The sequence below is a fragment of the Streptomyces sp. NPDC017529 genome (assembly GCF_044329785.1).
Taxonomy (GTDB): Bacteria; Actinomycetota; Actinomycetes; order Streptomycetales; family Streptomycetaceae; genus Streptomyces.
Genome location: NZ_JBIRJY010000019.1, coordinates 84,113 through 107,574 on the forward strand (window position 1 = coordinate 84,113; position 23,462 = coordinate 107,574).

Sequence of the window (23,462 nt, forward strand, 5' to 3'; positions counted from 1 at the left end):
GGGGGGGGGGCCCCGGGGGGGGGGGGGGGCGGGGCGGGGGGGGGGGGGGGGGGGGGGGCGGGGGGGGGGGGGGGGGGGGGGGGGGGGGGCGGGGGGGCGGGGGGGGGGGGGGGGGGGGGGGGGGGGGGGGGGGGGCCCCCCCGCCCCCCCCCGGGACCGGACTGCTTTCCGAACAGCCGATCGCAGATTTCACACAGCTTTAATCTCCTTCCCTTCCGGCAGGCGTGCCACCGCGGTTGCCGCCGGAGACCGTCCGCCACCACCCGACAATTCGGACACCCGAGGCCCGGCAACGCGTGGTGACGTGCGCCGGCACCGCGACGGAGCGGCAGAATCCGCATGTGCACGTCGCGACGCGGGCGGCGTGTCACCGTCGGTAAGGGCCAGGGAGGAAGTTCGGTGTCGGAACGTCAGGTGACGGGTGAGGTCGAGGAGGCCGGTGCGCCAGGAGTGCTGGCGCAGGAGCGCCGATTGCGCCGGGACCTGGGGTTCTGGGGGCTGACGGCGATCGGGTTCTCCAACATCGTCGGGTCCGGGTGGCTGTTCGCCGCCCTGTACGCGGCCCAGACGGCGGGCCCCGCGTCGCTGCTGTCGTGGATCGGCGCGGGCCTGCTGTGCGGCCTGGTCGCCCTGGTCATGATCGAGCTGGGCGCGTCGCGGCCCGAGGGCGGCGGTACGGTCCGCTGGCCGCTGTTCGCCAGCGGCCGGCTGGTCGGCACCCTGGTGGGCTGGTCGGTGCTGCTCTCGGTGGGCGGCACGGCGGCCGAGATCAGCGCGATCATGCAGTACGCCGCGCACTACGTGCCCGGCCTGTACAGCGGCCACACCCTGACCCTGACCGGCGTGGGCGTCGCCGCCGCGCTCAGCGTGGTCCTGACCGCGCTGAACTGGTTCGCGGTGCGGTTGTTCGCCAAGCTGAACAACCTGATCTCGGTGTTCAAGATCGCGGTGCCGGTGGTCACGGTGCTCGCGCTGATCGCCTCCGGCTGGCACGAGGGCCGCCTGACGGACCACGGCGGCTTCGCGCCGTACGGCTACGCCGCCTGCCTGACCGCGCTGGCCGGCGGCGGCATCGTCTACTCGGTCAACGGCTTCCAGGCGCCGCTGGACTTCTCCGGCGAGGCCCGCAACCCCCGCAAGACCATCCCCGCCGCGGTCCTCACCGGCATCGGCCTGGCCGTCGCCATGTACCTGGCCCTACAGGTGGCGTTCCTGTTCACCGTGCCCGAGAACGTGCTCGGCGGCGGCTGGAAGGGCGTGTCCTTCGACTCCCCGTTCGGGCAGCTGGCGCTGATCCTCAACCTGCACTGGCTGTCCAGCCTGCTGTACGCGGACGCGGTGATCTCTCCCGGCGGCTCGGCGTACGTGGGCGTGGCGATCAACGCCCGGCACACCTACGCGCTCGCCAAGAACCGTACGATCCCCCGGTTCTTCATGAAGGTGAACGAGCGGTACGGCGTGCCGCGCCGGGCCCTGGCGGTCAACCTCGCCGTGATCGTCATCTTCCTGCTGCCGTTCGGCGGCTGGCAGGACATCGTCAGCGTGATGGGCAACATGTACCTGCTGATCTACGGGGCCTCCGCCGTCGCCGCCGCGGTCTTCCTCGCCGACCCCGGCAGCACCACGGCCGGCTGGGTGCCGGGCCTGCGCTGGATCGCGCCCGTCAGCTTCGTGGTGGCGAGCGAGTTCGTGTACTGGTCGGGCTGGCACAACCTCCGGCTGGCGCTGCCGCTGGTCCTCGCCGGGCTGCTGGTCTTCCTGGCCATGCGGCGTTCCGGCGGCCAGGACGGCGCCACCGTCGGCGACCGGGACGGCGCCGGGCGGCGCCTGCCGCTGCTCGGCGAACTGCGCACCGGCGCCTGGCTGGTGGCGTACCTGGCGGCCCTGACCCTGCTGTCGTGGCTGGGCACCTTCGGGGGTTCCGGGCGGCTGCCGGCCCCGTACGACTCTGTGGTCGTCGGTGCCGTCGCGCTCTCGGTGTTCTTCTGGGCGGTACGGTCCGGCGTCCGGCACCTGGCGGAGTCCCGCACCGCCGCGGCGTGAGCGTCCCGCCGCCCGGTGCGCGCCGGCCGCGCTCGCGGCCGGCGCGCACCGGCCGTTTCCCCGGATGAGGTGGCCTCGGGTCCTTACCGGGGGAAGTATTCCGTATGGACGTTCCCTTGTACCTGGAACCGCGGTTGGAGTCCCGGCTGGCGTCCCTGCTGCGCGCGAGGACGTTTCTCCATACGCTCACCGACGGACTCGGGTCGCCGCTCAACGTGGTGGTACCGGACCGGATCGCCGAGAACCTGGCCGCCTTCAGGGCCGTCTACCGCCGTCACCACCTGAGCGGCGGGATCTTCTTCGCGCACAAGGCGAACCGGTCCAGCGCCCTGGTACGGCGGCTCGCGGCCACGGATGCCGCCGTGGACGTCGCCTCCCTCGGCGAGCTCCAGCACGCCATGGGGTCCGGGTTCGCGCCCGACCGCATCATGGCGACCGGCCCGAAGAACCCGGAATTCCTGTGGCTGGCGGCCCGTACGGGCGCCGCCGTGAACATCGACAGCCCGGCCGAACTGGACGAACTCGCCGCCCTGGTACGGGATTACGACCTGCCGCGCGCCCGTATCCTGCTGCGGCTCTCCGGCTTCTGCGCCTCCGGCGTCAAGCTGCTGACCCGGCAGAGCCGGTTCGGTACCGCACAAGGCGAGCTGGACGGCCTGCTCAAGGCGGCCGAACGGCACGGCGACGCGGTGGAGCTGACCGGGGTCGGCTACCACCTCGACACCACCAGCCCGGCCGAGAAGGCGGTGGCGCTCGAAGGGTGCGTCAAGGCACTGGACGCGTGCCGGGCCCGGGGCTTCGCCCCGCGGGCCGTCGACATCGGCGGCGGCTTCGGCACCGACTACCTCGCCGACGGCGCGCAGTGGCAGCGGTACACGACGGAACTGACCAACGCCGCGCTGGGCACCCGCCCGCCGATGACCTGGCGCCGGCACACCTACGGCCTGCGCAACGAGAACGGCACCCTGCGCGGCGCGCTGGCCCTGTACCCGGCGCACCGCCCCACCGCCGGCGCCCAGTACCTGGACGCCCTGCTGTCCCTCCCCGCCCCCTCCCTGGGCCGCCCGCTGGCCACCTTGCTGCTGGAGAACCTGTACGAGTTGCACACGGAGCCGGGGCGCGCGCTGGTGGACCAGTGCGGAGTCACCCTGGCACGGGTGCTGGAGGTGCGCGGCACGGAATCGGACCACCTCCTGGTGCGCCTGGACGCCAACGCGGACGACATCGGCCTGGAGGAGCACGGCGTCCTCGTCGACCCCGTCCTCGTACCGCGTGCCGCGCCGCGCGACACCGCGGGCACCGGCCCGGTGGCGGTCTACCTCGCGGGCAACCTGTGCCTGGAGGCCGACATGATCACCCGGCGCGCCGTCCACCTGCCGGGTGCGCCGCGCCCGGGCGATCTGCTGGCGTTCGCGAACACGGCCGGCTACTGCATGGACTTCAGCGCCGACGAGGCACAACAGCAGCCCGTCGCCCGCAAGGTCGCCGTCTGGCAGGACGGGACGGCCGAAGACGCCGGGCAGGACGCCGCCGCCTGGCACTGGAGCCTCGACGAACAGTACTGGCCGCACACGATCCGCCGGACGAAAGGGTCCGCATGAGGTTCGAGCGCATCACCGACGTCATCGGCAACACCCCGCTCGTACGCATCGATCCGTCCGTACACGGCCTGCGCACCATCGAGCTGTACGCCAAGCTGGAGATGCTCAACCCCTTCGGCTCCGTCAAGGACCGGGCGGCCTGGAACATGGTGCGCCCCGGACTGGCCACCGCGGCGGACGAGGGCCGCAGCGTCGTGGAGCTGTCCAGCGGCAACACGGCCAAGGCGCTGGCCGTCCTCGCCGGCCTGCACGGGGTGCCGTTCAAGACCGTCACGAACCGCATGCGCATCCCGGAGGTCAAGGACCTCCTCCTGCTGCTGGGCGCGGAGGTCGAGGAGCTGCCGGGGCAGACCGAGTGTCTCGACCCGACCAATACCGACGACCCGCTGACCCACTTCCACCAGACCCTCTCCGAGCCCGGCAGCGCCTATGTCTACACCGACCAGTACTACAACGAACGCAATACGCAGGCACATGTGGAGGGCACCGGGCCGGAGATCGTCAAGGACCTGGACGGCCGGGCCCCGGACTTCTTCATCGCCTGCGTGGGCACCGCCGGCTCGTCCACCGGGGTGGCCCGGGTGCTGCGGGAGCACGATCCGGGGGTGGGCGTGGTCGGGCTGGTGTCGCACAAGGCGGACTTCGTGCCGGGCATCCGCACCATCGACGAGGTGCAGGAGGTCGGCCTGTTCGAGCCCGGCACCTACGACACGATCGCGTCGGTCACCGCCGACGAGGCCATCGACGGCATGCTGACGCTGGCCCGGCGGTGCGGGATCCTGGCCGGGCCGACCAGCGGGGCCGCGTACTTCGGCGCCGTACGGCACCTGCGCGAGCTGGACGCGGGCCCGGAGCCGGAGCCCGGGGAGGACCGTCCCGCGGAGCGCAGGACCGCCGTCTTCATCGTGTGCGACCGTATCGAGAGCTATCTGGGGTACGTACGGCAGCGGCGTCCCGAGCTGCTGGGCAGGCCGCCGCAGAAGAACTCCGTCGACACGGTCACCGACGCCGAGGTGCGCGCGGCGCCGGACATCGACGTCGCGGACGCCGTGCGGTGGATCGCACGCGACCAGCCGCTCGTCGTGGACATGCGCAGCCCCTTCGCCTACGCCGCGCTGCACATCGCCGGTTCGGTCAACATCGTCGACGAGCTCTTCGGCGAGCTGGTGCGCGGCGGGCTGCCGTTCAGCAAGAGCCGCCCCGTCCTGCTGGCCTGCCCGGTCGGCGAGCAGTCCGCCAGGTACGCCGCGCTGCTCACCCGCCTGGGCCACCCCGACGCGCGCAGCCTGCGCGGCGGCATCATCGCCTGGCGCGACGCGGGCGCCCCACTGGTACGGGAGTGACGGCCCATGACCACGACCGGGATTCCGGTGACGGCGGCCTTGCAGGAACTGCGCGACTGGCACACCGCCGTCCGCGCCCAGTTCCCCATCATCACCGGCGCGCCGCAGCTCGCGTACCTGGACAACGCCGCGACGACGCAGAAGCCGCAGGCGGTCCTGGACGCCGTCCAGCACTACCTCGTCACCGCCAACGCCAACGCCGGGCGCGGCACCTACACGTGGGCCAACCGCACCACGGCGCTCGTCGAGGAGACCCGGGACCGGGTCAAGGAGTTCCTCGGCGATCCGGCGCCGGCCCGCTCCGGCGTGCACTTCGTCAGCGGGGCGACCGAGGGGCTGCGGGCCGTCGCGCGGGACTGGCTGGCCGGGTACCTGTCCGACGGGGACGAGATCGTGGTGCCGCTCGCCGACCACCAGGCGAACATCGTCCCGTGGCTGGAGGTACGGGACCTGCTCGCCCGGCAGGGTGTGCGCGTCCGGGTCCGCCCGATGCCGTACCAGGCCGGGTCCGGCGACTACGACCCGGCGGCGCTCGCCGCGCTGGCCGGTCCGCGGACCCGCTTCGTGGCTGTCACCCACGTCCACCACGTCTACGGCGGCGACATGAACGTGCACCGCATCCGCCGCGCGGTGGGCCCCGACGTGCCGATCTGCCTGGACGCGGCGCAGAGCGTCGGCCACGTGCCCGTTTCGCTGGCCGGCCTGGACGTGGACTTCGCGGTCTTCTCCGGGCACAAGGCGCTGGCGCTGCCCGGGTCCGGCGCGGTGTGGGCCCGCAACGCGCGAGGCCCCGCCTTCGCGCCCGGCGGGTGGCACGGCAGCCCCAACACCACCGGCATCCGCAGCCTGCGGGCCGCGTTCGACTGGCTGGACGCGGCCGGCACCGACCGCGTGGAGCGGTGGTCCACCGCCCTGGCCGCCCGCCTGACCGAGGGGCTGCGTCACCTGCCCGCGTACGAGGTCGTGGGGTGCCGCCGCAACCTGGCGGCCGGGGCCGCGGTGCAGCGGCGCCAGGGCATCGTCACCTTCCGGCACCGCACCATCGCCTCGGGCGACCTCGGTTTCGCGCTGTTCGACCACGGCTTCATGGTCCGCTCGGACAGCCTGTGCCAGGGCAGCGGGGGCGAGCGGCAGCATTCGGTGCGGGTGAGCCTGCACGCGTACAACTCACCGGAGGAGGTCGACCGGCTGCTGGACGTCCTGGAAGCGTACGCCTGACCCCTTTGGAGTGACACAGCGCGATTGGAAACCGTTTTCACCTGTAGGTTGAGAACCGCCCGGCGGACAGGTGCGAGACGGCAGAGGTGGCGCGACCGGATGGGACTGAGCTTGGCCAGGGCCGCACTGTGGGTGCGGCGGTGGGAACGACAGCAGCAGCGGTACGCGATCGACCGCGAGGAGCGCTTCACGGTCGTCGCCGACGCGGTCGAGAAGGTGACGGCCGGTCAGCTACGGCCTTTGGTGCTGGACTTGGGGTGCGGGCCCGGGTCGCTGGCGGCACGGCTGGCCGGTCGGCTGCCCGGCGCCGAGATCGTGGCCGTGGACAAGGACCCGGTGCTGCTCGCGCTCGGCCAGGCCCACCACGCCGACGCCGCCCGGTTCGTCGAGGCGCCGGTCGGCGCGGCCGGCTGGACGCGCGCCCTGGGCCTGGACCGCCCGCTGGACGCGGCCGTCTCCGCGACGGCGCTGCACTGCCTCGCTCCGGACGCCCTGCGACGCGCCTACCAGGACCTCGCCGCGCTGCTCAGGCCCGGCGGCGTGCTCGTCAACAGCGACCGGTTCCGCAGCCCGCGGGGAGACCGGGCGGCGGAGGTCGCCGCGCAGGTCGGGCTGCGCAGGGCCGAACGGCAGCGGGCGGCCGGCCGTGAGGACTGGGCGTCCTGGTGGGCCGCTGCCGCCGCCGACCCCGAGCTGTCCGACCCCTTCGCGGCCCGCCGCGCACGGCACACGCCGCACAGCGTCCACAACGGGCTGCCCCTGTCCCACCACGTGCGGCTGCTGCGCCGGTCCGGTTTCCGGCATGCCGCGGCGGTCTGGCAGTTCGGCGAGGACGCGGTGCTGGTGGCGGTGCGGTAGGACGCGCGCGGCGCGGTCAGGGACTCGTACTGATGATGTGGAAGAGGGTGCCTTCGGGGTCGCGCAGTTCGGCCACGGGGCCGTGCGGGGTGCGTACGGCCTTGGACTCCACCCGGCCGCCCAGCTTCTGCGCGGTGACGATGGCGTCCTCGACGCTCGGCACCTGGAAGTGGATGTTCCAGCGCGGCCGGACCTGGGGGTCGGCCGCCGCCTCGATCGCGCCGCCGTAGAGCCCCACCGCGTCGCGGGCGGCGACGCTCAGCACCACCCGCTCGTCCTCCCACCGCACGTCGAAGGGGGTGCCGTCCTCCTCGCTGTACCAGTCGAAGAGGTCGCCGTAGAAGCGCGCGGCGTCGAACGCGTCGCGGGTCCGCAGTTCCACCCACGTCGGCGCGCCGGTGCCGACCGGCTGCTGGTTCGTCTGCGGCGTGCTCTCGCGGCACTCCCAGAGGCCGAAACGCGCGCCGGCCGGGTCGGCGGCCAGCGCCAGCCGGCCCGCGTCGAACTCCAGCGGGCCGATGGCGACCGTGCCGCCGCGCTCGCGGACCCCGTTGGCCGCGTCGTCCGCGTTGCGCGTACCGAAGTACGTCGTCCACGAGTTGGGCAGTTCCGTGTGTCGGGCGGCCGCGCTGAGCCCCGCCACCGCCGTGTCCCCGGCCATCGCCCGTACGTACGGGCCCCACCGGTCCGGTCCGGCCTCGAACCGCCAGCCCAGCAGCGGCCCGTAGAAATGCGTCGCGACGTCGAGGTCCCCCGTCAGGAGGGTGGCCCACGACGGCACCCCGGGAACGAACGTCATCTGGCAGTCGCCCATGTAAAGCCGGCCCTTCTCCACCATTGTTGTCCAGCACTGCTACTGCGGTCCTACCAGGAAAGGCAGGACCGCATGTCATGTCACCGGTTCATGCCGCAACCGAACTGGCGGGCGCCTCGGGCCCGGGCCCGTCGGCCTCCTCGCGAATGCGCGCGCACGTCCTCTTGATGAGGCGGCACACATGCATCTGGGACAGTCCCAGTTCCTCGCCGATACGGCTCTGTGTCATATCGCAGAAGAACCGCATGTAAAGAATGCGGCGCTCACGTTCCGGCAGGCCCCGCAGGCCGTCCCGCACCGTTTCCCGGGCGAGTACCAGCTCGTACTGCGGTTCCGTGAAACCGATACTGTCACGGAGGGCGAAATCGTCGTCGGCACCCGGCCGCTCGGCATCCAGCGAAAGGGTCTTGTAGCTCTCGATGGCTTCCAGGCCGAGGATGACGTCGTCGGCGCAGAGCCGGGTGCGGTCGGCGATCTCGGCGACGGTCGGGAAGCGGCTGTCACAGGCCGCGGTCAGTTCGCGTACGGCGAGGCGCACGGTATTGCGGAGTTCCTGGACCCGGCGGGGTACGTGTACGCCCCAGGTGCAGTCGCGGAAATGCCGTTTGACCTCGCCGACGATGGTGGGAATGGCATAGCTCTCGAAAGCGCTGCCGCGCTCGGGGCGGTAACCGCTGATGGCCTTCACCAGACCGAGTGCCGCGACCTGTTTCAGATCGTCCATGCTTTCGCCGCGGTCACGGAAGCGCAGTGCGAGACGCACGGCCATGGGCAGCCAGGCACGAGTCAGCTCATCGCGCAACCGCTTCTTCTCGGGGCCTTCGGGAAGCTCTGCCATGCGCGTGAAAACGGCGTTCGTCTCCGCAGCGTCCGGGGTGTCCGGAAAGGCTCGTCGGCGGCGTGACGGAGCCGTGGCGGCTGTGCTCACGGAATCCACTCTCCCAACGGACGCGGGGTCTGGGCGTCGTCACCGAGACGGCGGAAGCACACCGAGCGGACAACCTCCGACTGCCGCATACCCGGTCCCACCAGGCACGCGATACACGCCCAACGTCTGCACCACCGAGCATAGGACGATCAGCGCGTACCCGCCTGCGGAGATGTTACGCACGGCTACAGTGCGCTTCCGAAAAGGCCAGGAAGACATGTTTGACCAGTCGGCCCCCCGGTTACTCAGCCCGGCGGAGTGTCGCCACGGCGCCTACCGGCCGCGGCGCGCGCTAAACGATGTGCGGACGCCTGCGCGGATTCCGCACAGGGCAGACAAGGAGCGAGAACCCGATGGCCGACCCGAAGCAAGAACAACGAGACCGCTTCCGCGCCGAGGACCCGGCCTCCGGGCCGATGACGACCGACCAGGGCGTGACGGTCGACCATACAGATGATTCCCTCCAGGCCGGGGAGCGCGGCCCCACGCTGATGGAGGACTTTCACTTCCGGGAGAAGATCACCCGCTTCGATCACGAGCGGATCCCGGAGCGGGTGGTGCACGCGCGCGGCGCGGGCGCTTACGGCTGGTTCCAGCCGTACCGGTCGTGCGCGGAATTCACCAGGGCGGCATTCCTCCAGGACCCGGACGTGAAAACCCCGGTTTTCGTCCGGTTCTCCACGGTGCAGGGTCCGCGCGGCAGTGCGGACACCGTTCGCGACGTGCGGGGTTTCGCGACGAAGTTCTACACCTCGGAGGGCAATTACGACCTGGTCGGCAACAACTTCCCGGTCTTCTTCATCCAGGACGGAATCAAGTTCCCGGACTTCGTGCACGCGGTGAAGCCCGAGCCGCACAACGACATTCCGACGGGCGCCTCGGCGCATGACACCCTGTGGGATTTTGTCTCCCTCCAGCCCGAGACGCTGCACACGATCATGTGGCTGATGTCCGACCGCGCCATTCCGCGCAGTTACCGGATGATGCAGGGCTTCGGCGTGCACACGTTCCGGTTCGTCAACGCGCAGGGTCAAGGGACCTTCGTGAAGTTCCACTGGAAGCCGAAGCTGGGCGTGCACTCGCTGGTGTGGGACGAGGCGCAGGAGACCCAGGGCCGGGATCCCGACTTCAACCGCCGGGACCTGTGGGACACCATCGAGGCCGGCGCGTACCCCGAGTGGGAGCTGGGCGTACAGCTGGTGCCGGAGTCCGAGGAGCACGACTTCGACTTCGACCTGCTGGACGCCACCAAGATCATCCCGGAGGAGCAGGTCCCGGTTCAGCCCATCGGCCGGATGGTGCTCGACCGCAACCCCGACAACTTCTTCGCCGAGACCGAGCAGGTCGCCTTCCACACGGCGAACGTCGTGCCGGGCATCGACTTCACCAACGACCCGCTGCTCCAGGCCCGCAACTTCTCCTACCTGGACACCCAGCTGCTCCGCCTCGGCGGTCCGAACTTCGCGCAGATCCCGGTGAACCGGCCGGTGGCCCCGGTACGCAACAATCAGCGTGACGGCTTCCACCAGAACGAGATCCACCGGGGCACCAACTACTTCCCGAACTCGCTCGGCGGCGGCTGCCCCGCCCTGGCCGACCCGGACGACCCGGCCTTCCGGCACTACACCGAGCGCGTGGACGGCCGTAAGATCCGCCGCCGCAGCCCCAGCTTCGACGACCACTACACGCAGACGGCGATGTTCTGGCACAGCATGGCCGACTGGGAGCAGAAGCACATCGTGGACGCCTTCCGCTTCGAACTGGGCAAGGTGGGCGCGAAGGAGGTCCGCGCCCGCACCGTCGAGCAGCTCTCGCACGTCGACCACGCGCTGGCCGTCGCGGTCGCCGAGGGCATCGGCGTCCCCGCGCCGCAGGAGCGCCCGGACACGCCGCAGCCGACCCCCTCCCCCGCGCTGAGCTTCGAGAACAACCGCGGGGACGGCTCGATCAGCACCCGGCAGGTCGCCGTTCTGGTCTCCGACGGCGTGGACGCCGCCCAGACCATCGCGGTCCGGGACGCGCTGACCGAGCGGGGCGCGATCGTGGAACTCCTCGCTCCGCAGGACGGCACCGTCGACGACAAGGACGGCAGCACGCTGGCCGTGGACCGGGCCCTGCCCACCGTCGCCTCGGTGCTCTACGACGCGGTGCTGCTGCCCCCGGGCGGGCTGGACTCCGGCAACCCGGCCGCCGACGACGCGGCCCTGCGGTTCGTCCGCAGCGCGTACCGGCACGGCAAGCCGATCGGCGCCCTGGGCGCGAGCGTGGACAAGCTGGCCGGCCTGCTGCCGGGCGAACTGCGCACGGCCGGCGAAGGGGACCAGGCGGTCTCCGAGGCGGGCATCGTCACGGACCGGCTGGCGGGCGGCGCGACGGCCCAGGAGTTCACGGGCGCGTTCGCCGACGCGATCGCGGCACACCGGCACTGGAACCGGCCGGCGCTGCCCGGCTGAGGGCGGCCGGAGGCGAAGGCGGGCGGCCGCACCGTGGCCGCCCGCCTGTCGGGGCTTCAGCGGGCGGACCGTGAGGCTCCGCCGAAGAGCCGGGCCAGTGCCCTGAACGGCAGGGTGACGACTGCCGCCAGCGTGCCTCCCACGGTCCTCAGCACATCCGCGATCGCACGGAACATCCCACGCACCTCCCGGTCTCGGTGGCGCGGCGTACCGGGGCCGGCCGGACGCCCGGTCCCGGTCCGCCGCGAGCGGCCGCCGCTGCGGGTAGCCCTTCCACGGCCCCGGAAACCCGTACGGGCGAACGGGCCGCGGCGACCCCGGGCATGATCACCGCACGTCGGGGAACCTGGTGCCCATGGGAAACGAGCACCAGCACACCGACTCCGCCGCCGACGAAGTGATCAAGGAGTTCGCGGACGCCGAGCTGGACGTCACGGACGACGAGGACGAGGACGAACGGGTCGGCAAGGAGGGCGACACGTTCTCCACCAACCTTGAGGAGCAGCAGAACGCCGCGGGTCACCCGAGGGGCGAGCCGGCCGGCGAAGACCGGTAGGCCCGCGCCCGGTGCGCGGCCGTGACACGGCGGCGTTCGTCCGGGTCGGCGGCCAGGTCGGCGGCGGTGCGGGCCAGCGCGAGGGCGGCGTCCAGCACCGCGCGGTCGGCGTTCTCGCCGAGCGCCGCCTCGGCGAATTCGAGCGTGTGCGGCCGGGCCTCGCAGGCCAGGCCGATGGTGGGGTGGATGGCGGGCAGGGCGTGGCTGACGTTGCCCATGTCGGTGGAGGCCCCGAAGGAGGCGACGGCTTCCGGCGTACGGCCGAGTGCCCGCACGTGGCGCGCGTAGGTGTCGCCGAGCCACGGGTCCTGGCGCAGGTCGGCGTAGGCGGCGGACGGTTCGGTCAGCGTCAGCTCGCAGCCGGTGGCCACGGCGCCCGCCTCGAAGCAGGCCCGTACCCGGGGCCACAGCGTTTCCAGCTCGCCGAGCGTGCCGGCGCGCAGCTGCCACCTCAGCACGGACCGGGCCGGGATGATGTTGGTGCGGTCACCGCCGTGCGTGACGATGCCGTGCATCCGTACGCCGTCCGGGAGTTGCTGGCGCAGCAGGGCCAGCGCGGTCTGCGCGACGACGCAGGCGTCGGCGGCGTTGCGGCCGTCGTGCGGGGCGATGGCCGCGTGCGCGGCGCGGCCCCGGTACTCCGCCTCGACACCGCGGGAAGCCATGGACGTGCCGCCGAAGTCGTCCACCGGGCCGGGGTGGACCATCATCGCGAACGACACGTCGTCGAAGGCGCCCGCCCGCAGCATGAGTATCTTGCCGCCGCCCCCCTCCTCGGCGGGCGTGCCCAGCGCCTTCACGCGGAGTGAGAGGGCGTCGGCGACGGCCGTCAGGGCGATGGCGGCGCCCGCCCCCGCGGCGGCGATCAGGTTGTGCCCGCAGGCGTGCCCGAGGCCGGGCAGCGCGTCGTACTCCAGGCACAGCCCCACGGTCAGGTCCGCGTCGGCGGGCCCCGCGGTCGCGGTGAAGGCGGTCGGCAGCCCGGCCGTACCGCGCTCCACCTCCAGGCCCGCGTCCGCCAGCAGCGCGGCGACGGCGTCCGCCGCGTGGTGTTCGGCGAAGGCCGTCTCCGGGCGCGCGTGCAGGTCGCGGGCGAGCAGCAGCAACCGCTCGCGGGCGGCGTCGAGCCGGGCGCGGAGCACGGCGTCGGTCGCGGGGGCGGTACGGGCCACGGTGACCTCCCGGTCGGTACGCGCGCGGCGCGGGCCGCCGCGGCGAGCAGCGGGACCGCGGGCGCCGTGAAGGCTCCGCCGGTGTCCGCCTGCGCCATCCTCTTTCCGTTTCCGTCCGCCGCGCTACGGGTGACACGGGACGCGCGTCGTGAGGCGGACGCTCTGCATCGCCCGCTGTGCGCCCGATTTCCGCGACCGGGCGCGGAACGTGCGCCCTGTCCGCCCCGTACGCCGTTTCCTAGCCTGCGAGTGTGGGCCACAGGAGGATGAGCGAAAGGAAGGTCGCGATTGACGTGACGGTCTTCGAGAAGGCCGGATCCAAGCCGGTCGAGGCGCCTTCACCCGTTCTTGGGGGCGCCGTCTGACCGGCTCGGCCTCGTCTGCCGGGGCGGCCCGAGCCCGACGGCCTGCCCCGGCGGAAGGAGCGCGCGGTCACGCGGCCGCCGGTATACGGACCCGCGCGGCGGGCCGCGCGACGACTCGTGGCCAGTACGTCGTCGCGCGGCCCGCCGGGGAAGGTGCTTCAGTGCCGGGCCGGCTCGCTCCAGCGGAGAATCGCGCCCAGTCCGCCGGTCGGTGCCTCGGAGGGGTCGCGTACGACGACGGCTTCCGCTCCGGTCGCGGCGGCCGAGCGCAGCAGGGCGTCGTCCGCGCGGGCGGCCGACGGGTGCACCTCGCCCAGGTACTGCAGCTCGGAGTTGCGCACCGCCAGCTGGTCGGGTTCCGGACCGACCCAGACCTCACGGCCGGCATCGGTGCCGCCGGGGCCGATGATCAGGGTGTCGATACGGTGCTCGCGGGCCGCCTCGACGAGGGCCGGCACGCCGGTCGCGGCGTACGCGGGGTCCGTGCCGCCCACTCCGGCGCCCGCCCGGAAGCGGCCCAGGACGTCCGCGACGAGGTCGTGTTCGTGCACGGCGCGGATGTGGGCGATGTCGCGTTGCAGAGCGGTGCTGTCCGACCCGGGAGCGCGGCCGCCGTGGTCGGTCTCGTAGGTCACGGCACGCAGTTGTTCGGGGAGCTTGTCGTGCACCGAGCGGCGCTCGCGGGGGTCGCCCGCCAGGAGCATGAGCTTGGCGCCGCAGCTCTGGAAGACCCGCTGAGCGGCTTCGGCGATCTCGCCGGCGTTCTGCTCCCAGGTGTTCTCGACCGCGGTCTGGAAGTGCCGTTCGGACCAGTCCGCCGTCGCGGTCCGGTGGATCGGCCAGTCCAGGCCCTCGACCGTGCCGGCTTCCTCGCCGCCGTGGTCGCTGTGCAGCTCGAAGTCGGCTCCCGTCCGGTCCACGTAGACGACGAGGCAGCCGGAGTCGTCCGCGGCGGACTCGGCCCACGGGGTGATCCGGGGCAGCGGCGACCAGGCCGCGAACGGCCTCGCGGGCCGCCCGGCCAGCGGTGCGTCCAGGACGACCTCGCCACCCGTGGCGAACACCGCCCGCCCCGAGTCCCCGTTGGTGCGGTGGCCGGCCAGCGCTTCGCGCACGGCGTCGCAGGTGGCCTGGTCGGCGCCCTGCTCCGCGAGCTGCCTGGCCGCCGCGCGCGCCCCCAGTTCCTGCTGCTTGGCCGCGTCCTCGGTGTCGTGCGAGACATCGGCGTACACGGATGCCCAGGGGCCCGGCCGGTCGATGATCGGTTGAAGGAGCGAGAGGTGCATGGCGCTTCCTCCTCGAAAGTCGCGGATCGCCGGCTGACGGTCGTGACAGCCTTGACGGTTGTGTCCTGACGGTGTGCTGGGTGCCCGTTTTTCAGCGGATACAACGTGTGTGGTCGCTGTGTCCCCTTGAGGACACCACCCGCACCGTCCGTCGTTCCGTCCTCTTCGCCCCCTGCCCGCTCGCCGGGCCGGCATGTCACCGGGCCACCGGATGGTTGCCCCTTCACCCTTTCCTCGCGGGCTTCCCCTCCACTCTCGGCCCTCGGGTCCCGGGGCGCACCCGGAGGCTCAGCGGGCCTGCGCGACGCGCTCCCGCACCGCCCGGCCGCCGTCCAGTTCCAGCCGGCGCCCGCCGAAGCCGCTGCGGAACCGGCGGTCGTGGGAGACCACGACGACCGCGCCGCGGTAGGCCGCCAGCGCTTCCTCCAGCTCCTCCACGAGGGCGAGGGAGAGGTGGTTGGTCGGTTCGTCGAGGACGAGCAGGTCGGCGGCGCGTGTCACCAGGCGTGCCAGCTCCAGCCTGCGACGCTGGCCCACGGAGAGGGCCGCCACGGGCACCGCCAGGTCCGCTTCCCGGAACAGGCCGAGGGACAGCAGGCCGGGCGCGTGTTCCTCGGGCGGGCCCGGCAGTCCGGCGGCGAAGGCCGCCAGCAGCGACTCCCGGGGCGGCGCTGCGGACAGTTCCTGCGCCAGGTACCCGGTACGGGCCGGCCGGCGCACGGTGCCCCGGTCGGGCGCCAGGTCCCCGGCCAGCACCCGCAGCAGCGTGGTCTTGCCGGCGCCGTTGGGGCCGGTGACCAGCAGGCGCTCGCCCGCCGCGACGGCCAGGTGCGCGATCCGCAACCGGTCGCCGACGGCGATGTCGGCCAGCTCGGCGAGGGGCCGCCGCGGCTCGGCGCCGTCCGGCGGGCCTTGCGGGGCCGCCGCGCCGGCACCCGCGGCCTCCTCGCCTGCCGCGTCCGCCGGCGTGGCCGGCTCGGCGGTGAAGCGCAGCGGTACGGGAGGCGGCGGCACCGGACTGCTCCGCAGCCGCTCCAGCCGCTGCCTGGCCGCTCCGACCCGGCCGGACAGCTTCGCCTCGTGGGAACGGCGGTGCTTGCCGAACCCTTCGCGCGGGTCCTTTCCGGTACCGGCGAGCCGGCGTCCCGCCGAGGCCGCCAGTTCGGTGGCCCTGGCGACCTCCGCCAGCCACTCGTCGTGCTCCTGCGCCCAGCGGCGGCGGGCCGCGGCCTTGGCCGTGCGGTAGCCGTCCCAGCCGTCGCCGTACCGCGTGACGGTCCGCAGGTCGCGGTCGACTTCGAGGATGACGGAGGTGACCGCTTCGAGGAGCACGCGGTCGTGCGTGACGACGACCACCGTGCCGCGGTGCGCTTTCAGGTACGCCTCCAGCCAGGCGGTGGCCTGCCGGTCGAGGTGGTTCGTCGGCTCGTCCAGCAGCAGCAGTTCGGGGGCGGCGGCGAGTACGCAGGCCAGCGACAGCCGCGACTGCTCACCACCCGAGAGCGAACCGAGCACCCGGTCGCGGGTGAGGTGGGGCAGACCGAGGCCGTGCAGGACCGCGTCTACGCGCGCGTCGGCCTGGTAGCCGCCGCGCTCCTCGAAGGCGGTCAACAGCTCGCCGTACGCGTCGAGTTCGTCCGCGGTGGCGGTGGCCAGCGTGGCTTCCGCCGCCCGCATCCGGGCTTCGAGGTCGCGCAGGTCGGCGAGGGCGGCGTCCACGGCGTCCTGGACGGTGCCGCGCGGGTCGAAATCCGGGAGCTGGCCGAGGTGGCCCGTACCGCCGGGAAAGGACACGGTGATCTCCCCCGTGTCCGGTCTCTCGGCACCGGCCAGCAGCCGGAGCAGGGTGGACTTGCCGGAGCCGTTCTCTCCGATGACGCCGGCCTTGTCGCCGGGGCGCACGGTCAGTGACACCTGCTCCAGCACGGCACGGTCGCCGTAGGCGCGGGAGACGTCCTTCATGGTCAATTGGGCACGATGGCGCACGGGAAATCCCTGGATACGTCATGGCCGCACCGCGCGTCGGCGCGGGGGCCGGATTCCGAAAAGGCCGGGAGGCAGCGCGGCGGTAAACGCGGCTGCGGGGAGAAGGCGACCGCGGCAAGCGCGCCTCGGCGCGGCGGATCACACCGCCCGGACGGGCGGCGCCGCCGGTCGCGCGGCGGGACGGCGCGTCGTCAGCCGCCCGCGGTCACGCCCGGACTCACAGAAAGTAGTACCAGGAAGCCATGTGCCCCACTCTAGCCGAGGGCCGCGCCGGACGCGCGGAAATACTGCCGCAATACCACCGCGGCCGGCCGCACCGGTGAGCCTCCGGGGGAATGCGCCACGCGCCCGCGGTCCCAGTATTTGAGATGCCGGAGCGTTACGTTGCGAGGACGCGGACGCCTGACGGACACTCCGACCGGGAACGCGTACGACCGTTCCCTTACCCCTGAGAGAGTTCGGAATACCCACCGTGAGTCTGCTGCGCAAAAAGCCTCTGGAGCGAGCCATCAAGGAGGCTCGCGGAGAAGGCGAACAACGCCTTCGCCGGGACCTTTCCGCTCTGGATCTGACCGTCCTCGGGGTCGGTGTCATTCTCGGCACCGGAATCTTCGTCCTCACCGGCACGGTCGCCAGGAACATGGCCGGGCCCGCCGTGGCGCTCTCTTTCGTCGTCGCGGCGGCGGTCTGCGCGTGCGCCGCGCTGTGTTACGCGGAATTCGCTTCCTCGGTACCGGTCGCGGGCTCCGCGTACTCCTACTCGTACACGGCGCTCGGCGAATTGCCGGCCTGGATCATCGGCTGGGCGCTGAGCCTGGAACTGACGCTGGCCACCGCGGTGGTGGCGGTCGGCTGGTCCGGCTACCTGCAATCGATGCTCAACGGCATCGGCCTGCACCTGCCCGCCGCGCTGAGCGGGGGCGACGACGCCGTACTGAACCTGCCGGCGGCGCTGCTGGTCCTCGTGCTGGGCGCGGTGCTCGTCGTCGGCGGCAAGCTGTCCAAGGGCGTCACCAACGTGCTGGTCGGCATCAAGTTCGCCATCGTGCTGCTGGTGATCATCGCGGGGGCCTTCTTCGTCGACACCGCGAATTACCACCCCTTCGTACCCGAGGCGCAGCACACCGCGCGGGTTTCCGGCCTGGAAGCCCCGCTGTTGCAGATGCTCACCGGCATCACCCCGACGGCATTCGGCGTCGCCGGCATTCTGAGCGCCGCAGCGATGGTTTTCTTCGCCTACATCGGTTTCGACATGGTGGCGACCTCGGCGGAGGAGACCCGCAGGCCGCAGCGCGACCTGCCCATCGGCATCATCGCCTCGCTGATCGTCGTGACCGTGCTCTATGTCGCGGTGTGCCTGGTGGTCACCGGCATGCAGCACTATTCGGAACTGTCGGTGAAGGCCCCGCTGGCGGACGCCTTCACCGCCAAGGGCCACCCCTTCTTCGCGACCGTCATCAGCGTCGGCGCGGTGGTCGGCCTCGCCGCGGTGAGCCTGATCTGCTTCCGGTCGCAGAGCCGCGTGATCTTCGCGATGGCCCGCGACGGGCTCCTCCCGAAGGCGCTGTACAAGGTGGACCCGAAGCACGGCACCCCGAAGGTCAACCTGGTGGTGCTGGCCGTCATCATGGCCGGGCTGGCGGCGTTCCTGAAGTTCGACCTGCTCGCCGAGATGGTCAACATCGGCACCCTGTTCGCGTTCGCCTCGGTCTCGGCCAGCGTGCTGATCCTGCGGCGTACCGCCCCCGACCTGCCCCGCGCGTTCCGCACCCCGTGGGTCCCCTTCATCCCGCTGGTCTCACTGCTGTGCTGCCTGTATCTGATGCTCAACCTCCAGGTGATCACCTGGGTCGGCTTCCTGGTCTGGCTCGTGGCGGGCCTCGCGCTGTACTTCGGTTACGGCCGGCGGCACAGCAAGATCGGCGCGGGAGCGAAGGAGTCGGCGGAGCAGGCCGGAGCGGCCGGGTAGGCGGCGCGTCCAAGCCGACACACCGACCCCGGACAACCCGCTTGTCCGGGGTCAACGGCATTCAGCGCCGCGCGCCTCCCACATCGACCAGCCGATTATCGTACGCGTGCTCCTTTCGGGAATGCCGTTTGTTTGGGGCGCCGCATTCCCCACTGACGCCCGGATTTCGACGCGGATTTCTTCGGCATCTCGCCCCGCGAGGCGTCCAGGATCGACCCACGGCAGCGGCATTCCCTCGAAATGACGGTCGAAGCCATGGACGACGCGGGAATGCGCCGCGAGGGCCTGTCCGGGTCGGACACCGCAGCTTTCATCCACCAGCCGTACCCCGTTCCAGCAGGAAGCGGGAGCCCGCTTCGCAGCACCCGTTCGATGCCGTCCGGGTCCTCCAGCGGGCGTACGGCTCTGCGCGGGCCTCAATTGCCGCTCCCCGCACACCCGTTGACGACTTGGTCCAGACCTTTTATGGTGCGACTGCCATCCGGCATCCGGCGGTCCGACGCCCGTCCCCCTGGCGCGCGGCCGGGTATGCGCACTTCGGTTCTCACACCCTGTACCACACACACTCACAGGGGTGCCCATGAAAGACCGGCGCAGATTCCGGAGCAGAGCCGCGGCCCTGCTCACCACCCTGATCCTGTCCGTGGCCGCCGTGCTGAGCGGCCCGGCGGATCCCGCCCAGGCTGCGGGGACCCTCACCGCCGCCTTCTCCACCCAGGAGAACGGCTCCTGGTGGAAAGGCACCTATGTCGTCCGCAACGGCGGTTCCGCCGCCGTCACCGGCTGGACCCTGGAGTTCGACCTGCCGGCCGGCGTCACCATCAGCGGACACTACAACGGCGACGCCACCGTCACCGGCCGCCATGTGACGGTCAAGAACGCCCACTACAACGCGACCGTACCGGCCGGCGGCAGCACCGAGCCGTTCAGCTACTGGTTCATCGCCAACGGCCCCGTCGGCAGCCCGGCGTCCTGCACCGTCAACGGGGACAAGTGTGACGGCAGCCCGGACGTGCCGCCGTCCGCGCCCGGCACCCCCCAGGTCACCGCCACCACCGCGCGCAGCGTCTCGCTGAGCTGGCCGGCCGCCTCCCAGGGCGACTACCCGGTCACCTCCTACGAGGTGCTCAGCGAGGGCCGCCCGGTCGCCGCCTCCGCCGGCACCACGGCGACCGTCACCGGCCTGTCCCCGGCCACCCGCTACACGTTCACCGTCCGGGCCAAGGACCGGCGCGGCAACACCGGGCCGCCGAGCGCGCCGGTGACCGCGAACACCGTGGACCCGGCGAGCGATCCGGTGCCGCCGACGGCGCCCGGCGGTCTGCGCCGTACCGCGACCACCTCCTCCAGCGTCTCCCTGGCCTGGGACAAGGCCACCGACAACGTGGGCGTGGTCGCGTACGACGTCTACCGGGGCGCCGAGCTGGCCACCACCGTTCCCGGCGGCACCACCGCCGCCACGGTCGGCGGCCTGACGCCCGCGACCTCGTACACCTTCACCGTCAAGGCCCGCGACGCCGCCGAGAACGCCTCGCCCGCCTCCCACGCCCTGACCGTCACCACGGACGACGTGGCCGGGCCCGGCAAGTACCTGAAGGTCGGCTACTTCGCGCAGTGGGGCATCTACGGCCGCCAGTACTTCGTCAAGAACCTGGACACCTCGGGCGCCGCGGCCAAGCTGGACGTCATCAACTACGCCTTCGCCAACATCGACCCGAAGAACCTCACCTGTCTGGCCGGTGTGACCAAGGGCGTCTCGGGCAATCCGCAGGACCCGGACGAGGGCACCGGCGCGGGCGACGCGGACGCCGACTACGGACGCGCGTTCCCCGCCGCGCAGTCGGTGGACGGTGTCGCCGACGACGGCTGGGGCAAGCTGCGCGGCAACTTCAACCAGCTCAAGAAGCTCAAGGCGAAGCACCCGCACCTGAAGGTCGTGATGTCGCTCGGCGGCTGGACGTACTCGAAGTTCTTCTCCGACGCGGCGGCCACCGACGCCTCCCGCAAGAAGTTCGCCGCCTCCTGCATCGATGTGTGGATCAAGGGCAACCTGCCCGTCTACAACGGCGCGGGCGGTCCCGGAACGGGCGCGGGCGTCTTCGACGGGATCGACCTGGACTGGGAGTGGCCGGGCGCCGAAGGCCACCCGGGCAACCACTACAGCCCGGACGACAAGGCCAACCTCGCGCTGCTGATCAAGGAGTTCCGCCGGCAGCTCGACGCGCTGGGCGGCGAGCACAAGCTGCTGACCGCGTTCACCCCCGCCGACCCCGTCAAGATCCAGCAGGGCTGGGACCTGTCCACGATCTTCGAGTCGTTGGACTACGCCAACGTCCAGGGCTACGACTTCCACGGCTCGGGCAGCGACAACTCCTGGGAGCCCAAGCGCACCGGCCACCAGGCCAACCTGTACCGCGACGCCCAGGACCCGTACGCCTTCGACTTCAGCGTCGAGAACGCCGTCAAGGCATACCTGGACGCCGGGGTCGGTCCGCGCAAGCTGACCATCGGCTTCCCGTTCTACGGCCGTGGCTGGAAGACCGTCGCGGACGGCGGGGCGCACGGCGAGTGGCAGTCGGCGGACGGCGCCGCCCCGGGCCAGTTCCCGGAGGAGGCGGGCCTACGGGGGTATCAGAACCTGCTGGCCAACGTGCCCAACATGACCGTCTACCACGACGAGCAATCCGTCTCGACGTACGGGTACACCGGCGCGAACGGTCAGTGGTGGTCCTTCGACGACACCTGGTCGATCGGAAAGAAGACGGACTGGGTCAAGGCAAAGGGGCTGCTGGGGGCCATGGTCTGGGAAATGTCCGGTGACACACCGACGGGCACCTTGATGAAGGCCATCGACAGCGGGCTGCGCTAGCCGCAGGGAAACCGCAGCGGCCGAGCCCAGCCCCGCGTCAGGTCACCGGCCCGGCCGCCGCGTTCACGGATCCGGGCTGAGACCGTCTCACTTGGCCGCCGGCAGCTCCGCCAGGAACTCCAGCAGGGCGGTGTTGACCTCTTCGGGCCGCTCCTGCTGCGTCCAGTGCCCGCAGCCGGCCAGGGGCGGGACCTGGCGCAGGTTCGGCATCGTCCGTTCCAGGGCGGGCAGCAGCTCGGCCATGCCGGGGAAGGCCCGTACCAGGTCGCGGTCGCCCGCCAGGTACAGCGCGGGCACGTCGATGCCGCGGCCGTCGAAGGGCGCGAGCAGTTCCCAGTTGCGGTCGATGTTGCGGTACCAGTTCAGGCCGCCGGTGAACGCGCGGGCTCCGTGCCGGGCGTACTCGCCGGCGAACGTGTCGATGTCCTCCTGGCTCAGCCAGCCCGGCAGCTCCGCCACGTCCGGCATGGCGTCCAGCAGTTTGGCGCCTTCGGGGATGACCCACGGGACGGGCGGGTCGGTGAACGGGCTGTCGCCGGAGCCGCCGGCCAGCATGGAGCGGAACGTGGCGGTGAGGTCCTGGGCCAGCTCGGCGTCGGCGACGCCCGGTTCCTGGAAGTAGACCTGGTAGAAGCCAGGGCCGAGGACCTCGCGGAAGTACGGCAGCGGCGCCACGGGCGAGCGCGGTGCCGGCGGCACGCTGAGCCCGGCGACGCCGCGCACCACGTCCGGGCGCAGCCGGGCCGCCGTCCAGGCCACCGGCGCTCCCCAGTCGTGGCCGACGACGACCGCCTGCTCCTCCCCCAGCGCGCGGATCAGCGCGATCACGTCGCCGGTCAGGTGCAGCAAGGTGTACGAGCCGATGTCGGCCGGCTGCTCGCTCCGCGCGTATCCGCGCTGGTCGGGCGCCACGACCCGGTAGCCGGCCGCGGCCAGTGGCGCGAACTGGTGGCGCCAGGAGTACCAGCACTCCGGGAAGCCGTGCAGCAGCAGGACCAGCGGCCCCCGCCCCTGTTCGGCGATGTGCAGCCGGACGCCGTTCACCTCGACGAAGCTGTGCTCGACTGTGCTGGTCACAAGTCCTCCTGCGGTCGTCGTCGCGGGCCCACCGGGCGGTGCGGGTTTACGTCCCGCACCGAACGGTACGGCCAACTCCCGCCCGTGGGCACGGCGTTGACCGGACGATCACTCGCTCGGACGCACCCGGCAGGCACCGGCCGCCCGCCAGTCAGCCGCGCCCCCGCCCGCACTGCCTACCGCACAGGTTTACCTCATGATCAACCTCTCGGTTGAAGAGTGCGCCGCAGCGAAACCGTAGGTTCTGTCCGACCGGTCGATCCGACCGGTCAAGCGGCCTGTGCCCGCTCGCGCGGGCCGGACGGCGACTCTCTCAGGGGGAACGGTGAAGCTGCTCACCAAACGTCACGCGGTCGCCACCGCGTGTCTGACGTCTGCACTGGTCATGGGCGGTGCGACTGCCGCGAGCGCGGCGCCCATCGGGTTCTACGCCTACTCCACCACCGAGAAGACGTGGATCTCCGGGACCTACCAGTACTGGAAGACCGGCACGGGAGGCGGCTACGCCTTCTACGACGGCAAGTTCACGGGCGTGACGGCCAAGGACAGGGACCCGGGCGACAGATACCAAGCCGTTGTGGCACTCGACTACGACGAGTTCGTCGGCGGCGGGTGGCGGCACGTGAAGAAGAAGGTGGCCGTGGTCAACGGCACCAAGTCGTGGACGTTCAAGGCCAAGGCGAACGTGAAAGCCTTCGCCTGCGACCGGCTGCGCGGCGGCAAGCCGGTCAACTGCAGAGAGTGGCGTACCTGAGCCCTGCCGGGCGTGCTGCGGTCCTCGTCCGGGACCGCAGCGCCTCCGGGCACCGCACGGTCAGGAGGGCACCGCCTAAAGGTTGTCCCGTAACCAGTGGTGCGGTTGGCGCGTTGGTTGGGCATGGGTGGGGTGATCTCGGCAGATGATCCGAAGTGGATCGAGCCGTT

General features: G+C 72.0%; 17 protein-coding genes and 1 pseudogene. 11 read left to right on the forward strand and 7 right to left on the reverse strand.

Annotation, left to right across the window (positions count from 1 at the left end; genetic code table 11):
* The first annotated feature begins 399 nt into the window (after positions 1-399).
* The 5 genes from ACH4K4_RS32175 (at position 400) to ACH4K4_RS32195 (ending at position 7,063) form a co-directional block, all read left to right on the forward strand.
* On the forward strand, positions 400-2,043 hold the full coding sequence (locus ACH4K4_RS32175; RefSeq protein WP_398172183.1) for an APC family permease: 1,644 nt from the start codon (positions 400-402) through the stop codon (positions 2,041-2,043).
* 104 nt (positions 2,044-2,147) lie between these two features.
* Positions 2,148-3,644, forward strand: coding sequence for a Y4yA family PLP-dependent enzyme (locus ACH4K4_RS32180; protein WP_398172185.1), 1,497 nt, complete (start codon positions 2,148-2,150; stop codon positions 3,642-3,644).
* A complete protein-coding gene (locus ACH4K4_RS32185) occupies positions 3,641-4,987 on the forward strand; it encodes a pyridoxal-phosphate dependent enzyme (protein ID WP_398172187.1) in 1,347 nt (448 codons plus the stop codon). Before ACH4K4_RS32180 ends, ACH4K4_RS32185 begins: the two co-directional genes overlap by 4 nt.
* A gap of 6 nt (positions 4,988-4,993) precedes the next feature.
* On the forward strand, positions 4,994-6,205 hold the full coding sequence (locus ACH4K4_RS32190; RefSeq protein ID WP_398172189.1) for an aminotransferase class V-fold PLP-dependent enzyme: 1,212 nt from the start codon (positions 4,994-4,996) through the stop codon (positions 6,203-6,205).
* A 99-nt stretch (positions 6,206-6,304) separates the two neighbouring features.
* Complete coding sequence (locus ACH4K4_RS32195) at positions 6,305-7,063, forward strand: class I SAM-dependent methyltransferase (RefSeq protein ID WP_398172191.1); 759 nt, start codon at positions 6,305-6,307, stop codon at positions 7,061-7,063.
* Positions 7,064-7,079: 16 nt separating this feature from the next.
* On the opposite strand, the gene ACH4K4_RS32200 is transcribed toward ACH4K4_RS32195, so the two are convergent.
* Positions 7,080-7,877, reverse strand: a complete 798-nt coding sequence (locus tag ACH4K4_RS32200) for a VOC family protein (protein ID WP_398172193.1) — start codon at positions 7,875-7,877, stop codon at positions 7,080-7,082.
* A gap of 88 nt (positions 7,878-7,965) precedes the next feature.
* A complete protein-coding gene (locus tag ACH4K4_RS32205) occupies positions 7,966-8,715 on the reverse strand; it encodes a SigB/SigF/SigG family RNA polymerase sigma factor (RefSeq protein WP_398172215.1) in 750 nt (249 codons plus the stop codon).
* Between the two features lie 443 nt (positions 8,716-9,158).
* Between ACH4K4_RS32205 and ACH4K4_RS32210 the strand changes: the two genes are divergently transcribed.
* Complete coding sequence (locus tag ACH4K4_RS32210; RefSeq protein ID WP_398172195.1) at positions 9,159-11,258, forward strand: catalase; 2,100 nt, start codon at positions 9,159-9,161, stop codon at positions 11,256-11,258.
* A 56-nt stretch (positions 11,259-11,314) separates the two neighbouring features.
* Here the strand turns inward: ACH4K4_RS32210 and ACH4K4_RS32215 are convergent, their stop codons facing one another.
* Positions 11,315-11,434 carry an LPFR motif small protein gene (locus ACH4K4_RS32215; protein ID WP_398172197.1) on the reverse strand — a complete coding sequence of 40 codons (120 nt, stop codon included), beginning with the start codon at positions 11,432-11,434 and terminating at the stop codon, positions 11,315-11,317.
* Positions 11,435-11,613: 179 nt separating this feature from the next.
* On the opposite strand from ACH4K4_RS32215, the gene ACH4K4_RS32220 reads away from it, so the two are divergent.
* The gene (locus tag ACH4K4_RS32220; RefSeq protein WP_398172199.1) at positions 11,614-11,814 is read left to right on the forward strand and encodes a hypothetical protein; all 201 of its coding nucleotides are present in this window, start codon (positions 11,614-11,616) and stop codon (positions 11,812-11,814) included.
* Here the strand turns inward: ACH4K4_RS32220 and ACH4K4_RS32225 are convergent.
* The 3 genes from ACH4K4_RS32225 to ACH4K4_RS32235 all read right to left on the reverse strand — a co-directional run bounded on the left by ACH4K4_RS32225 (position 11,778) and on the right by ACH4K4_RS32235 (position 16,599).
* A complete protein-coding gene (locus tag ACH4K4_RS32225) occupies positions 11,778-12,986 on the reverse strand; it encodes an amidohydrolase (protein ID WP_398172201.1) in 1,209 nt (402 codons plus the stop codon). The genes ACH4K4_RS32220 and ACH4K4_RS32225 overlap by 37 nt on opposite strands.
* 523 nt (positions 12,987-13,509) lie before the next feature.
* Complete coding sequence (locus ACH4K4_RS32230; protein WP_398172203.1) at positions 13,510-14,637, reverse strand: Vms1/Ankzf1 family peptidyl-tRNA hydrolase; 1,128 nt, start codon at positions 14,635-14,637, stop codon at positions 13,510-13,512.
* 288 nt (positions 14,638-14,925) lie between these two features.
* Entirely contained in the window at positions 14,926-16,599 is a 1,674-nt protein-coding gene (locus tag ACH4K4_RS32235; protein WP_398172217.1) for an ABC-F family ATP-binding cassette domain-containing protein, read from the reverse strand.
* Positions 16,600-17,095: 496 nt separating this feature from the next.
* On the opposite strand from ACH4K4_RS32235, the gene ACH4K4_RS32240 reads away from it, so the two are divergent.
* The 3 genes and pseudogenes from ACH4K4_RS32240 (at position 17,096) to ACH4K4_RS32250 (ending at position 21,461) form a co-directional block, all read left to right on the forward strand.
* The gene (locus ACH4K4_RS32240) at positions 17,096-18,592 is read left to right on the forward strand and encodes an amino acid permease (protein WP_398172205.1); all 1,497 of its coding nucleotides are present in this window, start codon (positions 17,096-17,098) and stop codon (positions 18,590-18,592) included.
* A 174-nt stretch (positions 18,593-18,766) separates the two neighbouring features.
* Positions 18,767-18,895 (forward strand): annotated as a pseudogene (locus ACH4K4_RS32245) (beta-ketoacyl synthase N-terminal-like domain-containing protein); the annotation flags it as partial.
* 277 nt (positions 18,896-19,172) lie between these two features.
* A complete protein-coding gene (locus ACH4K4_RS32250) occupies positions 19,173-21,461 on the forward strand; it encodes a glycosyl hydrolase family 18 protein (protein WP_398172219.1) in 2,289 nt (762 codons plus the stop codon).
* Between the two features lie 87 nt (positions 21,462-21,548).
* Here ACH4K4_RS32250 and ACH4K4_RS32255 read toward each other — a convergent pair whose 3' ends face one another.
* The gene (locus ACH4K4_RS32255; protein ID WP_398172207.1) at positions 21,549-22,538 is read right to left on the reverse strand and encodes an alpha/beta fold hydrolase; all 990 of its coding nucleotides are present in this window, start codon (positions 22,536-22,538) and stop codon (positions 21,549-21,551) included.
* Between the two features lie 325 nt (positions 22,539-22,863).
* Between ACH4K4_RS32255 and ACH4K4_RS32260 the strand changes: the two genes are divergently transcribed.
* Positions 22,864-23,292: a hypothetical protein gene (locus tag ACH4K4_RS32260; RefSeq protein ID WP_398172209.1), complete on the forward strand. Its 429-nt coding sequence runs from the start codon at positions 22,864-22,866 to the stop codon at positions 23,290-23,292.
* The last annotated feature ends 170 nt before the right edge of the window (positions 23,293-23,462 follow it).